The sequence below is a fragment of the Vallitalea sp. genome (assembly GCF_025211055.1).
Taxonomy (GTDB): domain Bacteria; phylum Bacillota; class Clostridia; order Lachnospirales; family Vallitaleaceae; genus Vallitalea.
In genome coordinates, this window is the sequence record NZ_JAOARO010000039.1 from 1 (window position 1) to 18,494 (window position 18,494).

The window sequence follows — 18,494 nt, forward strand, 5'->3', positions numbered from 1 at the left end:
AAAGTCCAATAACTACTCGGAAATAGTAATTGTATATATGGCAGATATATGGAGAGGAAGATTGTGTTCTTACCTGGGGAGGTCTTACGGACATAACATAAACGATATAACATTCGTAGTTATGGTTGAAACAAGATTTATCGTAAGAAGTCAGCAGAAGTCATAGTACTTTAACAGTTGCAAATGTTAAAGGAAGGACGGAACTTTAGGAGAGATGAGTAAATGAAAGTAACTGAACATGGAGACAAAAACAGAAAACTTCATAGAGAAGACTATCTACAAATGGTATCGACGGAATCGAAAGAGTATGTAGAAGTGTTGATTCATGAGAAGATTGCTGAAAACAACCATCACATCACAGATTGTCAAGATGCGGAATTGCTAGAAAAGATTTTAGACAGAAATAATCTAAATAAGGCTTATAAAAAGGTAAAATCTAATAAAGGTAGTGGAGGAATTGATAAGATGAGCGTAGATGAACTTCTAACGTTTCTTAGAGATAACAAAACTACTTTAATCGAGCAAATAAGAGAAGGAAAATATAAACCTAATCCAGTCCGTAGAGTAGAAATACCAAAAGAAGAAAAGGGTAAAGTAAGAAAATTAGGAATACCAACAGTAGTAGATAGAGTAATACAACAAGCAATAACTGGGGTATTATCACCAATCTATGAAAAGCAGTTTTCAGAAAATAGCTATGGATTTAGACCAAATAAAAGTGCACATGGGGCATTAAAGAAATGTAAAGAGAATGTAGATGAGGGATATGCATATGTGGTAGATATGGACTTAGAGAAATTCTTTGACATGGTGTGTCAGAGCAAACTAATAGAAATAATATCAAGAACAATAAAAGATAATAGAGTTATATCACTCATACACAAATATTTGAATGCAGGAGTAATAAATAATGGAGTATTTGAGAAAACAGAAAAAGGAGTACCACAAGGTGGTCCACTCAGTCCATTACTAAGTAATATAATGCTAAATGAACTAGATAAAGAACTAACTAAAAGAGGGCATCGATACGTAAGATATGCAGATGACTTATATTTTGTAAAAGCAAGCGAGGTGCCAAAAGAGTACTAAAGTCAATAATAGTATTTATAGAAAAGAAGCTGTTTTTAAAAGTAAATACAGATAAAACAGTAGTGGCACATATAAGCAAAGTGAAATTTTTAGGATATACATTTTATAGATGGAAAGGAAAGTGTAGACTAAGGATACACAAGAAAAGCATAAATAAAATGAAACAAAAACTTAAAGAACTAACAAAGAGAAGTAATGGTTGGGGAAATGAGTATAGAATCCTAAAACTAAAACAATATATAATGGGTTGGTTGAATTATTATAAATTAGCAGATATGAAAGTAATACTGAAAAGAACAGATGAATGGCTAAGGCGAAGAATCCGAGCAATCTATTGGAAACAATGGAAGAAAGTGAAAACTAGGTATAAAATGATTAAGAAATACAACATACCCGAATGGAAGGTACATGAATTTGCAAACTGTAGAAAGGGAATATGGCGTTCTACAATAATGTTAAATAGTGTACTTACAAATAAAGAAATAGTCAATCTAGGATATATGACTATGACTGACTATTACTCGAAAATATGTGAAAACTAAAGAACCGCCGTATACGGGTCCGTATGTACGGTGGTGTGAGAGGTCGGAATATCAATTAATGATATTCCTCCTACTCGATGTGTAATGTGTAAAGTATGTTGATGGTTTTTTCTTACTTGTTAAGCTATATGCTATTTCAAGCGCATATTCATTTATAGCTAAATATTTTTGAGGAATAATTAGTTTCATAGCATCTTTCATATCCTCAAATGAAATATTCAATGCATTACAACCTATTGCTACACCTATTATAATAATGTTTATAACTTTTGATGATTTACATTCTCTTGTAATGCTATTTACGTCCACTTTAACTATATTAGTATAATTATTTTCTAAATAGTCTATTAACGCTAAGCTATTATAATCATTAATTGAATTATAACTAGGATTAATAGGATTTGTACTTGTAATAATATAGCCATCTTTCTTCAAATAAGGAAGTCTTCTAACAGTTTCTGCTGGTTCAAAACCCATTAGGATATCTGCGGATTTAATTGGAATTAGAGGAGAATAAATAATATCACCAGCCCTGATATGACATACTACACTTCCACCACGCTGAGCCATTCCAATGGTATCTGCTATACGAACCATTTTTTCTTTTTCCATATATGTAGTTGCTAATAATTTTGATGCTAACAATATCCCTTGACCTCCGACTCCGGTCAATAAACAATTTATCATATCTTTTTTTATATCCTCTCTATATAATTTTAAGTACTTTTCACAAAAAGTATTATCTATTACTTAACTAATTTTTGTGTTTTTTACTTGTATATATAGCTCCAACAGGGCATACATAGCTACAGACTCCGCAACCGATACATAAAGTATTATCAATTTCAACTTTTCCATTTAACTTACTAATTGCAGGACAGCCTATTTCATCTAAACACTTTTGGCAGTTAATACATTTGTTGTTAATGTAGCAACATTTTTGAGATGCTGCAAGTGCTACACAAGGTGCTTTTAATATGATGGCTCTTACCCCAGTTTGAGTGATTGCATCGGATACAGTTTTAATTGCTTTATCTAATTGAAAAGGATTAATTATTTTAATATAGGTTAGTCCTAATCCTGTTAAAACTTTTGAGATATCTATATGTGTAGATTTTTCTTTCATCATAGTAAAACCTGTTTCGGGAGTAGGCTGATGACCTGTCATTGCAGTTGTTGAATTATCAAGAATAATAACGATAATATCTGTTTTATTATAAATTGCATTCACAATCCCTGTTATACCACTATGAAAAAATGTTGAATCCCCAATAAAAGCAAAATTAACAGTATCAGGCTCTGCTCTATGAAGACCTTGAGAGATTGTTACACCTGCCCCCATGCATAAGCAAGTATCTACCATATCAAGTGGCATTGTATTTCCCAACGTATAACAGCCGATATCTCCAGAAAAAACAGCTTTATGTCCAAGTGTAGCCTGTTTAACGGCATAAAAGGAAGCTCTATGTGGACATCCAGCACATAAGGTTGGGGGTCTTTTGGGTAACTTAGGTAAAGCTAAAGCTCTATACTTGTCCAAAGATATATTAAAATATTGGGATAACGCCTGAATAATTGATTTAATAGAATTCTCGCCAGCCTGTGGGACATAATTAGATAGTTTACCTTTTACATTTTTATTAAGCTTTAGTTTACCACATATGTACAATAGTTCTCTTTCTATTACTGGCTCAAGTTCTTCTATCACAATTACAACATCAATTTCTGATAGAAATTTTGCTACTAAATCTTCAGGAAAAGGGTAGGGCGTTGATATTTTAAGTAATTTATAAGAGTTTTCTTTTATACCAATAATTTTTAAAGCCTCCCGTGTATATTCGTAGGAAATACCTTCAGAGACAATACCCATTTTACCCGTTCCAATAATATTATTGAAACGATAGTGGGAAAAATCATTACTTATGTTCTTAACTTTGTCTATGATTTTAAGATGATTTTCATATGTTAATTTTGGTAAAATACACCAATCAGGACTTTTATGAAAATGTCCTATATTTGAGGTATGTTTATTTAAGGTAACATTAATAATTGAACTGCTATGACATATTCTGGTAGTTGGCCTAAATAGAACAGGGGTTTTGTATTTTTCCGAATATTCAAATGCATCCTTTATCATATCATAAGCTTCTTCAGGGGAAGATGGATCAAACACAGGGATCTTGGAAAACATACCAAAGAATCTGGTATCTTGTTCTGTTTGAGAGGAAATTGGTCCAGGATCGTCAGCAACAACTATGACCATTCCACCATTCACTCCGATATATGCCAAGCTCATTAGAGGATCAGACGATACATTAAGTCCCACCTGTTTCATTGTTACCATACTTCGTAGACCGGCATATGAAGCACCCGCAGCCACTTCAAGGGCAACTTTTTCATTTACTGACCATTCAACATAGATATTGCCATCGTTTTTTTTAAAGACATATTCTAATATCTCTGTAGAAGGTGTACCAGGATAGCCAGTAACAATGTTTACACCAGCTGTGATAGCTCCCATGGCGATTGCTTCATTTCCCATTAATAATTCGGTAGCCATTTTCAATAATATTCTCCCCTTATAAAATTCTTGTAATATTGCATTTTATTTATAAAATCTATAATATAAGCAAAATATAAAAAATTAAATCAATATATTAAATGTTATCATATGTAAAATAATATATCAATATTATTTTACATAATAATATAAATTAATCTAAAAACAAAATATATCTTAGAAAAACAAAAAATATTTAGTATTAATAATATAATATATACATAAATACATGTAAAAATAATAAAAAATAAAAATATTTAAAATTAAATTGACAATTATTGAAAAAAATGATAATTTATAATAAAAACATTACAAAAATGTAAAAGCAAGAGGTTAGAGTATGAATGTATGCATAAATGAAATCATGAATGAGTTTTTGGTTTTGGGCAGATACTTGAATAATTATAGAAATGATAAATTCTTATTTTGTTTAGTAGAGAATTGGGAAACGCCAAGTTTTTCACCAAATATATTACTTCCGAATCAAGATATCACAAAAAATGATTTAGTATATATAGAAGATTATTTCAGTAATTTTCAATGGAATAATAAGGCTGTAAAAAAAACACCTTATTTCAATTTTATTAATAATTATTCAGGATATGATTTGAAAAAAATAAAATCAGTATGCGAAGAGAATAATTGGAATATAGAAAAGGAGCCTCTTAGAATAAATTTCCTTAAAAATCCAATTAAGATTAAATTACATGATGAATATGAATATAGTATTACTAAAACTCTCAACGGGATTCTTCCAGAATGTTATAAAGAGATAATTAGACATAACTTTAATTTAGATAATGACTACATAAAATACATAGAAAAAATTTTTAGGCGAGATTATGTAGATACTTATATAGTACTGGTGAAGAATAGAAGTGGTGAATGTATTGCTGGAGGAGCAGTAAGTATGTGTAATAACATAGGATTTATGACATGGGGATCAGTAAACAAAGAATACCGAAATAAAGGGATACATCAGATTTTACTTGCTGTGATTAAAAATTTATGTGATGAAATGGGTATTCATTCATGTGCATATACTACAAGAAATAAATACATAGTTAATAAGTGTGATTATAACATTGAGATGTTAATTTGTAGAAAAAAGATAGTATAACAAAGGATGATAAAGAATGAAAAATGAACAATATAGTGCAGGTTATAATGAAGAATTAATCCGTTTATTTAAAAACCGATCGGTATATAATAACGCAAAATTTTTTATTCCATATTTAAAAAATGGGGATACGATACTTGACTGTGGAAGTGGTCCAGGAACAATTACAGTAGGATTAGCTAAAACAAATCCACAAAGTCATGTATTTGGTATAGATATATCGCTAGAACAAATTGAAACTGCACGTAAATATGCAGAGGATCAGAATGTTACAAATGTTATTTTTCAGAAGGGAAATGTAAAAAATCTGCCTTTTGAAGATAATTACTTTGATAGTGTATTTGCACATGCCTTATTACAACATTTAGCTAATCCTATTCATGTACTGTCAGAAATCCATAGAGTCTTAAAACCAGGAGGGGTAGTTGGTATACGGGATGATGATCAGGGATCACTTATTTTATCTCCTTATACAGAAAAAATGGAAAGATTATTCCGACTCTTTCGTGATTATAAAAACTACTGTGGAGGGGATGCATATGTAGGGAGAAAGCAAAAGTATTTATTAAGGGAAGCTGGGTTTAGTGATATTATAGCAACTGCATCTTGTGAATACGATTCTACATTTGAACAGACGAATAAAAGAGCAATTATAGCTGATAAACTGCTTAGCCATATGAATAATGATTTTTTAAAGTTGGGATGGACCACAAAAGAAGAGATACTAGAACTGTCTAAAACGGTTAAAGAATGGGGGAAAAACCAGGATGCCTTTGATGTAATCGTATGGTGCGAGGCGGTTGGCTATAAGAAATGTTAAGTTCTAAAAAAATAGATTGATAGTTGGAGAATTTTTATTATGTATGATAATAATTATATAAATCGTATTCCTTTTATTGATGGTCATAATGATACACTAAAAAAACTGTTTTTGTTGAATGAAAATGTTTATAACAGTAATGGAAAATCGCATATTGATATTTTAAAAGCAAAGAAGGCAATTTTTAAAGGAGGTTTTTTTGCAATATTAGCTGTTGCAGAAAAACTAGAAGAGAGAAAAAGTGGTTATGGATTACATATAGTGGAAAATGGATGGAGCGTTGACTATCCTAGGGCTTTGAATCAGGAATATGCACAGAGATTTACTGATGATGTCTTAGAGTATTTAATAAAAGAAACTAAGAAATTTCATGATTTAAAAATTATTAAAAGCTACAAGGAACTTGAAAAAAACATTTTTACTAATAACTTATCTGTAATTCTACATTTTGAAGGAGCAGAGGCTATAAAATCAGACTTGAGTAATTTAGAAGATTACTATAGAAAGGGATTAAGATCTTTAGGACTAGTTTGGAGTAGAGCTAATGACTTTGGTTATGGGGTTCCCTTTCGATTTCCTAGCGACAGTAACATAGGGGAAGGATTAACCCTAGCAGGAAAGGAGCTTATTAAAAAATGTAATGATATGGGTATATTGATTGATTTAGCACATATTAATGAAAAAGGTTTTTTTGATGCAGTTCGGTTATCAAAAGCTCCGATTGTTGTATCTCATGCGGGTGTTCATTCAATTTGCAAATCAAGTACGAATTTAAGCGATAGGCAGATTGATGCAGTAAAAGATAGCAATGGCAATATTGGTATAATTTTTGATGTTTTAAATACGAGACCAGATGGACAATATGTAAAGAATTCACCTATGAATATCATAAATGAACACATAGAATATGTCATTAACAGAATTGGTATTGATCATGTTTCCTTTGGATCAGATTTTGACGGAGGAGTAATACCAGATGATATAGAGGATATTACAGGTATACCAAAACTAATAAACTGTTTGCAGCAGCTTGGATACAGCCAGGAGGATATAGAAAAGGTATGTTATAAGAATTGGTTGAGAGTTATACGTGATACGTGGAAAGGGGATAACTGATGTATTATGGAGAATAAATACGGTTACATTTTTGAGTTAATTGAAAAGCAGGTGCAAAGCAAACCTGATAAAATCGCTGTTATTGATGAGAATAATAGAATTAATTATAGACAGCTTGATGAACAATCCAGTCAATTGGCTAATTATTTAATGTCAATTGGGGTTAATGAGAATAGTTTAGTAGGTATTTATATGGAAAGTTCCGTTCATGTTGTTATCAGTATATTAGCAATTCTAAAGGCTGGTGGAGCATATGTACCATTAGATCCTAATTATCCTGCTGAGCATATTTTATATATGATTCATGATGCTGATTTGAAATTTATTATATCTAAGAGTCAATATATTGACAGTTTAAACAGTGATATAAATAATGAATCTTGTAAGTGCATAGACATCAAATCTGCATTACAGAATAATTATTTTATTGAAAAAGAGAGAGGTAAAATAGAAAATTCACAAGATAAATTGGCGTGCGTTATTTATACTTCCGGAACAACAGGGAAGCCAAAAGGAGTAATGACTTCACATGCGAATTTATTTTCTTACGTGAAGGCATTAACCCATAGGCTACAAATAAAGAAAAATGATATTTATCTCCATACTGCTTCCATAGCATTTAGTTCATCAAACCGCCAGATATTTATTCCCTTATGTAGCGGATGTACGATTGTTATGGCTTCAAAGGAAGATAAATTAAATCCACAACTCTTCTTCCAACTTATTAAATTTCAAAATGTGACAATTATTGATCTAGTTCCAACTTATGTCAAGAACTGTATAAAATTCTTAGAAAATATGCAGCATGATGCAAGAACAGAATTATTAGAAAATAAATTGCGAATGGTTTTATCGGCTAGTGAGGCTCTTATATCAACTATATCAGATAGATTTAGGAAACTATTAGATAAAGATGTTAGATACGTCAATATGTATGGAATGACTGAAACTACTGGGATTGTAGCTACTTATGAAATTCCAGTTGAGAGTGGAGATAATTATCATATTGTTCCAATTGGCAAATCAATTGGTAATATGAGACTAAGTATTTTGAATGAAAAATATAAACCAGTTCAAAATAATGAAAATGGTTTTTTATATATAAGCGGACCACAGCTTACTATGGGGTATTTAAATAAACCAGAAGTAAATGATAAAGCATTCATTCAAAATACGACCCGTTACAATCAAGAAATTAAGATAATGTTTAAAACAGGAGATATTTGTAGATATAATTATGAAGGTAACATTGAATATATAGGGAGATCCGACCATCAAATAAAGATTAACGGAGTTCGTATTGAACCTAAGGAAATTGAATTGATTGCACTTCAATTTCAAGGTGTGTTAGAAGCAGTTGTAATGTCTAGAGAAATATTTGACGTTAAGAATCTTATCTTGTTTTATATAAAAAAAGAAAAAATGAGTGTTAATCAAAAAGAATTAAAAAAATATTTCAAAAAAAAATTACCAAAATATATGATACCTAGTTATTATATATCTTTAAAAGAATTTCCACTTACACCCAATGGTAAAATTAATCGTATTGCTTTAGAAAAGTATGAATTGATTCTGGAAGATGAAAAAGAAATTATTAAACCACGTAATGAAACAGATCAGATCCTTTTGGATATATGTAAGACGGTATTACACATAGATAAAATAGGTATAAAACATAGTTTGTTTGATTTTAGCAGTAATTCTATTACAATGTTCCACATTATATCGCAGATTTATGATAGTTACAATATTAATATTCCACTTTCCTATGTATATAAATATCCTACAGTAATGGAATGGTCAGATTATATAGAAAAGCAAAAGAGTAATGGTAAAGTCCATGATACCATTAAATATCATAGAGGTGTGTTATGAAAGAGCAAAAAAGTATAATACAAAAATATTCAAAATTAAATATAAGATTTTGGTTATCAGAAAATGAGTTGCATTATGAAGGACCAGAGACAATACTTACGGATGAAATGCTAGAGAATCTAAAAAAAGATAAGCCTTATATTATTACGGAGCTATCAGCTGACAAATTTTGCTTATCTTACAATCAAGAGCAAATGTGGTTTTTTGATAGATTGAATCCTAATTCTTCATTATATAACGTACCAGGAGCCATTTATATGAATGGATATATAGAGAAGGATAAGCTTAAGGTTGCTTTAAATAAGCTATTGGAAAAACATGAGATTTTGCTTACGAAATTAGTGGTTGTAAACGGTATGCCTATGCAGACGATACTTAAAAATTATGAAATTGATTTACCAGTTGTAGATTTAAGTAGTATATCAGAGGACGAGAGAAAGAAAAAGGCAAAAGCGTTAATCCAAAAAGAAGCACAGATACCTTTTGATTTAACGGATGATGTTTTGTTTCGGCCTAAACTTTGGATTCTGGATTCAGAAAATTCTATTTTACAGATGACAATGCATCATATTATTTCAGATGGATGGTCTATGAACATACTTACTAAGGATTTAATGAAAATCTATGAAGCTATTAATTTTGGAGTTGAATCTTCTTGTTTAGCCAGTAAAAATACCTATCAGGAGTATGTTGAAAACCAAAGAAAAATGATTGAGAGTGGTGCTTTAGATAAAAAGATTAATTCTTTGAAGAAGAAGTTACAAGGAGTACCCCAGTATTTAGAGCTATTTACAAATAAGGTTATAGCAAATACTACATCATATTCTGGTAGCATTGAATGTCTACCAATCAAACTAGAATTAATGAATGGATTAAAAAGTATTGGAAAGGATTCAAATGCCTCTGTTTTCCAAATTATACTCACCGCTTTTGAAGTTCTGTTATATCATTATACTAGTCAAGATGATTTTGTTATTGGATGCTTACAGGCAAATCGAAATTATAGAACAAAAAATACGGTAGGATATTTTGTTAATTCTGTACCTCTTCGTCTGCATATAAAAGGTAATCTTACATTTAGCCAACTGTTGGATTATACAAAAAAAGAGCTACAGGATTCTATGGAATATAGCGAAGTTCCTTTTATCAAATTGGTAGAAAGCATGAAACTTGACAGGAATCTACAAAGGAATCCTATATTTAATATATTAATTGCGCAGGAAAATTATGAGATAGTACATTCTGATAAATTAAATTTAGATTTTAACTATTATCTTACTGACTTTGAAAAATCTAAATTTGATTTAACTTTATTTGTGAATGAAAGAAATGGGGAATATACTCTAGATATAGAATATAATACCCATTTATATAGTAGATTAACGATAAAAAGATTTTTAACAAATTTTGAAGTATTACTTAACAGTATTGTATTCAATAAAGAGGAAGAGATTGACTCCTTGCAGGTAATTTCAGATCAAGAGAGAGAAATGGTAGTTGATACTTGGAATCAGACAGCTAAGAAATATCATCAAAATAAAGTTTTACATAAGCTTTTTGAGGATAGTGTAGATAGATTTAGAAATTCTGTAGCGGTTATAGCATTAAGTGATACAAAAACTGAAAGAAAGCTTACCTATCAAGAGCTTAATTATAGGGCAAATCAGCTGGCACATTATCTTCATATTCATGGGGTTTCAACGGATACCTGTGTCTGTATCATGATGAACCGTTCCCTTGAAATGATAATAGGATTATTGGGAATTATGAAAGCAGGTGCCGCCTATGTTCCTATTGATCCTAATTATCCAATGCAAAGAATAGAGTATATGATTCATGATTCAGCAGCAACATATGTACTTACATTAAAGGAGTTTGAGGATAAAATATCTACAATACCTTCAAAGGTCATATTTTTAGATAAAGATTGGAATCTAATAGATGAATATAGTAATGAGAATTTGGAGTTAGAAATATCACCAGAAAATATGGCTTATATGATTTATACCTCTGGTTCCACTGGTCAGCCGAAAGGAACCATGAATGTACATAAGGGTATTTGTAATAGAATATTATGGATGCAGGATACCTTTCATTTAAGGCCAACTGATAGGATTCTTCAAAAGACAACGTATAGTTTTGATGTGTCTGTTTGGGAATTTTTCTGGCCACTTATTGTTGGGGCGCAATTGATAATGGCAAAGCCACAAGGGCATCGTGATAATATTTATATATTGAATACCATATTAGACCATAAAATAAATGTTATACATTTTGTCCCATCGATGCTTAGGATTTTTTTGGAGACACCAGAAGTAGAAAAATGCAATTTATACTTAAAATACGTTATCTGTAGTGGTGAAGTACTATCATACAAACTCCAGAAAATGTTTTATAAGTATTTAAAAGCAGAATTATATAATCTATATGGTCCAACGGAAGCTGCTATAGATGTAACGTGGTATAGATGCACTCCTGAAAATAATTATGGAATTGTTCCAATTGGGAAACCGATTGCTAATACACAGATATACATATTGGATGAAAAACAGCGACCAGTTCCAATAGGTGCTTCTGGAGAAATTTATATAGGAGGTACTAATTTAGCAAGAGGATATTGGAATAAAAAAGAGCTTACAACTGAAAAGTTTATTAATAATACCATAAAGGAAGGATGTAGCTCTAAACTTTATCGTACAGGTGATAAAGCTAGATTTTTAGAGAACGGTAATATTGAATTTATTAGTAGGATTGATAATCAGGTTAAAATACGTGGTATTAGAGTAGAATTGGGAGAAATCGAAAATGCATTGAGAAAACACCCTTACATCAGTGAAGCAGTAGTAACTACTAATAATGATAGTAGTGAAAATATGTTGGTAGCTTTTATTATTTGTAAGCAGGATTTTGTTTTAGAAAGTGACATAAGAGATTATCTAATTTCGTATCTTCCTGATTATATGTGTCCAGCATATTATGTATTTGTTGATGAACTAAAGTTGACTCATAATGGAAAAGTTGATCGTCTGGCTTTACATATTCCAAAGAATATACAACCAGTTGTAAGAAATAAGTATATTGAGCCTAAAACAAAGGAGGAAAGAATATTTGCAAATATATGGAAAGAGGTGTTAAAACTAAATAAAGTAGGGATTAATGATGATTATTTCCACTTGGGCGGCGACTCAATACGTAGTATTCAAATTGTATATAAGGCAAATGAAAAGGGGATTCACCTATCGGTACAAGATATATTTAATTATCATACGATATCAGCAATACTTAGTAATGTGAGATGGGATAAGAATAATATTGAAAATTTAGATATAACCACACAGTTTTCCTTTGTCTCAGACTATGATTATAAGAAGTTGCCAGATGATTTGGAAGACGCATATCCAATGACGATGCTTCAGACAGGCTTAGCTTATCATAGCAGACAATCTGAATATTCGGCGTATATTACAAGTTTTAAAATATTAGCTCATTTTAATTATAATGCTTTTTTGACAGCATTACAATATGTCATGGATGAACAGCCAATGCTGAGGACTGCTTTTGATTTGATTAATTATAGCAGACCGATGCAGCTAGTATACAAAAATATTAAAGCTCATATAACATTGGTTGATTTAAGGAACAATGAACAGAGTGAACAATCGTTAATTATAGAAAAATGGATGGAAGAAGAAAAAAAACGAACCTTTGATTGGAATAAAGCCCCGTTATTTAGATTTTATCTTCATTTATTATCTAATTCTACGTTTCATTTCACTATTGTTGAACCGTTCTTAGATGGATTTAGCGTTTCAATTATAGCAACTACTATATTTGAGTATTATAAAAAGATTTGTAAAGATGGAGATTATATACCATATAAAAAAATGTCAAGTACATATAGAGGATATGTTGCAAAAGAGATAGCTGTATTAAACTCCTCTGAAGCAAAAGAATTCTGGGATAGCAGATTACATAATTGTGAAAAGACACTGTTACCAAGATGGTCGTTTGATTGTAATGATAAAAGAAAGCAACAACTTGTAAGAAAAAAAGCAGAAGTTCCATTAAAAATCAGTTTAGGAGTGAAAAAAATAGCTAAGATGCTGAAGGTACCAGTAAAAAGTGTTCTATTAGCTGCACATATACGTGTTATGCAGATATTAAACGGACAAGCAGATATTGTTACTGGAGTCTTATTAAATGGTAGGCTAGAGCAGAAAGACGGAGATCGGGTTGTTGGACTATTTTTGAATACAGTACCGTTACGTATATCTGAAATGGAGGAAAGCTATAGCGACCTTATAAGAAGAGTTTATAAAGAAGAAACACAAATATTACCATACCGACGTTATCCTTTAGCTCAAATACAATTAGATCAAGATGGAGTGATGTTTGACGTAGTATTTAATTTTGTTCATTTTTATCCATATCAACAGTTTCAGGATGAAGAATTTAATATTATAAATATTAAGGCTACCGATCAAACCTATTTTCCGTTAACTGTCCAGTTTTCAATGGATTGGAAAAACTCTGATATATTACTATCTTTTGATTATAATGCAAATGATTTTACTGAAAAGCAGATTAACCATATACACCAATATTTTCTATTTGTTTTGGAGAGTATTACTAGTTATCCTAATCAAGTATATGTGAATCACTCTATTGTTTCAGTACAGGACAAAGAACAATTAACTATCTGGAATAACCAAAATATAAAAGAGTATAGCTATAGCACTTTCCAAGAATTATTTGAACATCAGGTATTGCTTACTCCAGATAAGGTAGCTGTAGCAGATGGAACCAGAAAGATAACATATGATTTATTGAATAAAAAAGCCAATTGTATTGCTCGGTTATTACGAAACAATAAAAAATCAACAGAATCTATTATTGCAATACTTGCTAGAAGAAATGTAGCGTTTTTAACAGCTATATTATCTATTTTCAAGGCAAGGGGAGTATATCTTCCATTGCATCCAGAATGGCCATTAGTACGGTTAAAACAGATTCTAGAACAAAGTCGTAGTGATATAGTAATAGTAGATGAGGAGTTTCTTCCTATCATAATGGATACTATTGAAGTAATGAAGGAATGTAATAAACCAAAAGTACTGATACTGGAGAGATTAGATATACTGAAGAACGATTCTTTTAATCTTGAGTTGGACTATTCACTAAATGATTTAGCTTATGTTATTTATACATCTGGATCAACAGGGAAATCTAAAGGAGCTATGATTGAACAGCTTGGTATGATAAATCATCTATATGCAAAAGTTGAAGAGTTAAACCTTAATGATGAAAGCATTATTGCACAAACATCGTCCCAATGTTTTGATATATCCATATGGCAGTTTCTTGCTGCAATTATGGTTGGTGGAAGAGTAGAAATTGCCCAAGATAATCTGATTATGGAACCATTGGAATTAGTAAATTTCATACATAATAGAAGGATTAATATTCTGGAGATTGTTCCTTCCTTAATGCGGGTGATTATAGATAGTATAAATATAGGTGTAATTCAAAAAGAAAAATTAGCTGATTTAAAATATTTAATTGTAACTGGAGAAGCATTTCCAATGGATTTATGCAGGGAGTGGTTTAGCTTGTATCAGGATATTCCAGTTGTAAATGCTTATGGACCTACAGAGTGTTCTGATGATATTACACATAATATCATATGTCATTGGCAGGAAAATGAGTATCCTATAGTACCTATTGGCAGACCAATACGAAATACAAAAATCTATATTATGAACCATAAGCTTGAGGAGGTTCCAATTGGAGTAAGTGGAGAGCTTATCGTGGAAGGAATCTGCATTGGCAGAGGCTATTTGAATGATAAAGGACAAACAGACAAATTATTCATCAAAAAGAAAGATAATTATAATGTAAGGCTTTATAAGACGGGGGATTTAGGGCGCTATCTACCAGATGGCAGGATTGAGTATTTAAGTAGATTAGATAATCAAGTTAAAATAAGAGGATTTAGAATAGAAACAGGTGAAGTTGAAAAAGCGATTAAGCAATATGATAATGTTAAGGATGTTGTAGTTATTGCAAGAAAAGATGAAACAATTCAGGAATTAGCTGCTTATATTATAATGGAATATCCAAATACTCTTGATTATAAAAGTATCCGAAGCTATTTATATACAAAATTACCTGAGTATATGATACCAACTTATTTTGTAGAGCTAGAACATCTACCATTGAATCAGAATGGTAAGGTCGATATAAAAGCATTACCAAAACCTTCAAAGAATAGAAGTATAATGAAAAATGAATTTAGGGCACCTAGAAATTCTTTAGAAAAAACCCTATGTAGAATTTGGAAAGAAGTGCTCTTAGTAGAAGACATAGGAATAGATGATAGTTTTTATGACTTGGGAGGACATTCCATTCAGGCTATGTGCTTAATTGCAAAAATAGCAACTGAAATGCACATTGATATTTCAGTACATATGCTTCTCGCTAATCCAAGTATATCAGAGCTATCAGAAGCAATCAAGGAAAGAAAAATAGGATTTAGACAGGTGGCATGTCCAAAAGCTAATTTTAAAATAACATCAAAGAATCAACTGAACTATCTGGTTCATAAACAAACGTCTCTGAAAAAATTAGTAACTCAGAATCAGATAAAGAAGGTTAATGCAGTTGCTATAGGTTATCTGCCAGATAGTTTACTGAATTTAGGCATCTCTTATAATAAAATAAAATATGATTACATGAAGGATAAAGCCCAGATTAGAAAACTATTGGATACACCTTTAGGTTGTATCGCATTGTTGACCTTGCCTGTATTTGTTAGTGAAATATATGCAGATACTGATAAATTACATGATTATCTAATTGATGCTATAGAGACAGCACAACAGATAGGAGCAAGAACAGTATGTTTAACAGGATTATTACCTTCCGCTACTGAGTATGGCAAGAGTCTGGTGGATCAAATGAAGGAACGAGAAGGTAAGCCGATGGTTTCTACTGGTCATGCAACAACAGTATCAGCAGTAGTGTTTTGCATTGAGAAAATCCTTATACTAACGGAAAGAAACTTAATAGAAGAAAAAATTGGACTCCTTGGTGTTGGATCCATTGGACTTAATTCTTTAAGATTAATGCTTCTAGTTTTACCACATCCTAAAGAAATCATTCTTTGTGATGTATATGGCAAGGATCAATATTTATTAGAAATTAAGAAAGAATTAGAAGAGACATGTAAATTTCAAGGTGAAATCAAAATAGTAATTTCGAAGGCAGATGTTCCTGATGAATTTTATGATGCAACTTTTATGATTGGAGCTGTAAACGTAGAAAATATTCTTAAGGTCGATAAATTAAGAGCAGGAACAATAATTATAGATGATTCCGCTCCTCATTGCTATAATATTGAACAAGCTTTTGATCGTCTTGAAAGCCAGAAGGATATTTTGTTTACAGAAGCAGGTATTTTAAAATTAGTGCAGCCTATACATGAAATTAGATATATGCCATCTGGTGAAGAAGAAGGCAGACTATATTCCAATATGGTGCATTACCGTAATTATGATGATGAAATTATGGGATGTGTATATTCAAGCATTCTTACTGATAAGTTTAACGAGTTAAAGCCGATTATTGGACAACTTGATATTGAAACATGTCATTTACATTATAAGAAATTAAGAGAATTAGGATGTACCGCAGCAGAACTTTGTTGCAAAGATTATATTATACCAAAGGAAATTATTGATGAGTTTAAAGAAAATTATTAATGATTTTATGTTCTATTAAGGGTTGCAGAATCTTAATAATATGTCTTACACAAATATAGGAGGATAGTATGAATGTTTTGATCTTTACGGATGTTAACGGAGTTATAGGTTTTGGAAGATATGCAGGCAGTTACCGTGTAGCAACCGAATTACGTAAAGCAGGTTATAGTACACAAGTGATAGAGTTCCTTGCAGATTTATCCTTAAAAGATATAGAATCTATTGCAGATAAATTTATTGATGAGAATACTCTCTTTGTTAGTTTTTCAACAACTTTATTAATTAAAAATACAGATAAAAGGTCTTTGGAGAGGCTTGATAGAAGCAAGCAGAATCGCTACTCAGGACATTTACCTCAAAATGATGAATTTGTGGAAGAAATGTTTGCTGTTTTTCGAAGAAAAAACCAGAAGATTAAAATTGTATTAGGAGGAGGTCGTACCGATAATACATCTTTGGAGGGAGTCGATTATTGGTTTTGGGGTATGTCAGATACTAGTGTCGTTGCACTTGCAAAGCATTTGAAATATGGTGAACCACTGAAAACCATAGATGGCCTGGTTGGTAAGGTAATAAGGGCAGAGGACTATCCTTATCATGATTTTGACAATGCAAATATTAAATGGGAAGATAATGATTATATATTTGAAAATGAACACCTTCCTATTGAAATTGCCAGAGGATGTATCTATCGTTGTATATTTTGTGCTAATCCGCTTCATAAAAAAGTAGGAGAATACGTCCGAACGGTTGACTCAATTAGGGAAGAAATGCTATATAACTATGAAAAGTTTAAAACAACTGGTTACATGTTTTGTGATGATACCTTTAATGATACTCATAAAAAGGTTAAAGACTTACATAAGATGATAACGTCACTTCCATTTCAGATAGAATGGACAGGATATGGTAGAGCAGATGTTATTCATGCACATCCAGAGCAGCGTGAAATGCTGCTTGAGACTGGACTGAAAGCAATCCTTATAGGAATAGAAACTTTTGGTACGATAGCTTCTAAGGGAGTAGGAAAGGGGCTAGATCCAGAGCTAATGAAAGAAACCTTATATTACATACATGAAGCATGGAAAGGAAAGGTGGTAATAACAGGTTCATTTATTGTTGGCTTACCTGGAGAATCTGAAGAATCAATATGGAAAACGGTTGAATGGCTACAAAGGGAAGATTGTCCCATTGATGATGTGATGTTTAGTCCTTTGAATATAAGGGCTTCAACATATAATCCAAATGCTCCACTGTCTAAAATTGCTAGGAATCCAGCAAAATACGGTTACACAATAACTGGACCAACATTAGGTAGAGGTATATCCACGGAGGGACCGCAATGGGAAAATGAATTTATGGACAAGAACCGAGCGGAAACAATTACCAGAAAGATACAAGAAGTATTTCATAAAGAAAATCCAATTGCAGACTGGGCAGTATATTCACGTCTGCGTTCTATTGGATATAGTAGTGAAGAATTGTTAAACACTCAAAAGAAAGACATTTTATATGATGCAAATAAAAAAAGGAGGGATATGTATCATTCATACATGAATAAACTTCTTTCATAAAATTTATAGTATATTAATTATTAGAGTCATATTAATGA

At 31.3% G+C, this 18,494-nt stretch carries 10 protein-coding genes; 8 read left to right on the plus strand and 2 right to left on the minus strand.

Annotation, left to right across the window (positions count from 1 at the left end; all coding sequences use genetic code 11):
- The first annotated feature begins 222 nt into the window (after positions 1-222).
- Together ltrA and N4A55_RS16850 are read left to right on the plus strand one after the other, a co-directional pair.
- Positions 223-1,089 (plus strand): group II intron reverse transcriptase/maturase, encoded by an 867-nt coding sequence (ltrA, locus tag N4A55_RS16845; protein ID WP_330666322.1) that lies wholly within the window; start codon positions 223-225, stop codon positions 1,087-1,089.
- Positions 1,090-1,247: 158 nt separating this feature from the next.
- Positions 1,248-1,631, plus strand: a complete 384-nt coding sequence (locus N4A55_RS16850; RefSeq protein WP_330666323.1) for a group II intron maturase-specific domain-containing protein — start codon at positions 1,248-1,250, stop codon at positions 1,629-1,631.
- 51 nt (positions 1,632-1,682) lie between these two features.
- Here the strand turns inward: N4A55_RS16850 and N4A55_RS05390 are convergent, their stop codons facing one another.
- Both N4A55_RS05390 and iorA read right to left on the minus strand, forming a co-directional pair.
- Positions 1,683-2,318: an indolepyruvate oxidoreductase subunit beta gene (locus N4A55_RS05390; protein WP_293754481.1), complete on the minus strand. Its 636-nt coding sequence runs from the start codon at positions 2,316-2,318 to the stop codon at positions 1,683-1,685.
- 67 nt (positions 2,319-2,385) lie between these two features.
- The gene (gene iorA / locus N4A55_RS05395) at positions 2,386-4,191 is read right to left on the minus strand and encodes an indolepyruvate ferredoxin oxidoreductase subunit alpha (protein WP_293754482.1); all 1,806 of its coding nucleotides are present in this window, start codon (positions 4,189-4,191) and stop codon (positions 2,386-2,388) included.
- Between the two features lie 340 nt (positions 4,192-4,531).
- Here iorA and N4A55_RS05400 point away from each other — a divergent pair, with 340 nt between their 5' ends.
- The 6 genes from N4A55_RS05400 to N4A55_RS05425 all read left to right on the plus strand — a co-directional run bounded on the left by N4A55_RS05400 (position 4,532) and on the right by N4A55_RS05425 (position 18,456).
- Complete coding sequence (locus tag N4A55_RS05400) at positions 4,532-5,311, plus strand: hypothetical protein (RefSeq protein ID WP_293754483.1); 780 nt, start codon at positions 4,532-4,534, stop codon at positions 5,309-5,311.
- A gap of 16 nt (positions 5,312-5,327) precedes the next feature.
- The gene (locus tag N4A55_RS05405; RefSeq protein ID WP_293754484.1) at positions 5,328-6,131 is read left to right on the plus strand and encodes a class I SAM-dependent methyltransferase; all 804 of its coding nucleotides are present in this window, start codon (positions 5,328-5,330) and stop codon (positions 6,129-6,131) included.
- A gap of 39 nt (positions 6,132-6,170) precedes the next feature.
- Positions 6,171-7,247 carry a dipeptidase gene (locus N4A55_RS05410; protein ID WP_293754485.1) on the plus strand — a complete coding sequence of 359 codons (1,077 nt, stop codon included), beginning with the start codon at positions 6,171-6,173 and terminating at the stop codon, positions 7,245-7,247.
- Positions 7,248-7,253: 6 nt separating this feature from the next.
- Positions 7,254-9,122 carry a non-ribosomal peptide synthetase gene (locus N4A55_RS05415; RefSeq protein ID WP_293754486.1) on the plus strand — a complete coding sequence of 623 codons (1,869 nt, stop codon included), beginning with the start codon at positions 7,254-7,256 and terminating at the stop codon, positions 9,120-9,122.
- Positions 9,119-16,882, plus strand: a complete 7,764-nt coding sequence (locus tag N4A55_RS05420; RefSeq protein ID WP_293754487.1) for a non-ribosomal peptide synthetase — start codon at positions 9,119-9,121, stop codon at positions 16,880-16,882. The genes N4A55_RS05415 and N4A55_RS05420 overlap by 4 nt, the downstream gene beginning before the upstream one ends.
- Before the next feature lie 68 nt (positions 16,883-16,950).
- The gene (locus N4A55_RS05425) at positions 16,951-18,456 is read left to right on the plus strand and encodes a B12-binding domain-containing radical SAM protein (RefSeq protein WP_293754488.1); all 1,506 of its coding nucleotides are present in this window, start codon (positions 16,951-16,953) and stop codon (positions 18,454-18,456) included.
- Positions 18,457-18,494: the final 38 nt, after the last annotated feature.

Coding starts and splice junctions, on each gene's coding strand:
- iorA (WP_293754482.1), bottom strand. CDS start 4,191: ATGGCTACCGAATTATTAATGGGAAATGAAGCAATCGCCATGGGAGCT.
- N4A55_RS05405 (WP_293754484.1), top strand. CDS start 5,328: ATGAAAAATGAACAATATAGTGCAGGTTATAATGAAGAATTAATCCGT.
- N4A55_RS05425 (WP_293754488.1), top strand. CDS start 16,951: ATGAATGTTTTGATCTTTACGGATGTTAACGGAGTTATAGGTTTTGGA.
- N4A55_RS16850 (WP_330666323.1), top strand. CDS start 1,248: ATGAAACAAAAACTTAAAGAACTAACAAAGAGAAGTAATGGTTGGGGA.
- N4A55_RS05420 (WP_293754487.1), top strand. CDS start 9,119: ATGAAAGAGCAAAAAAGTATAATACAAAAATATTCAAAATTAAATATA.
- N4A55_RS05390 (WP_293754481.1), bottom strand. CDS start 2,318: ATGATAAATTGTTTATTGACCGGAGTCGGAGGTCAAGGGATATTGTTA.
- N4A55_RS05415 (WP_293754486.1), top strand. CDS start 7,254: ATGGAGAATAAATACGGTTACATTTTTGAGTTAATTGAAAAGCAGGTG.
- N4A55_RS05410 (WP_293754485.1), top strand. CDS start 6,171: ATGTATGATAATAATTATATAAATCGTATTCCTTTTATTGATGGTCAT.
- ltrA (WP_330666322.1), top strand. CDS start 223: ATGAAAGTAACTGAACATGGAGACAAAAACAGAAAACTTCATAGAGAA.
- N4A55_RS05400 (WP_293754483.1), top strand. CDS start 4,532: ATGAATGTATGCATAAATGAAATCATGAATGAGTTTTTGGTTTTGGGC.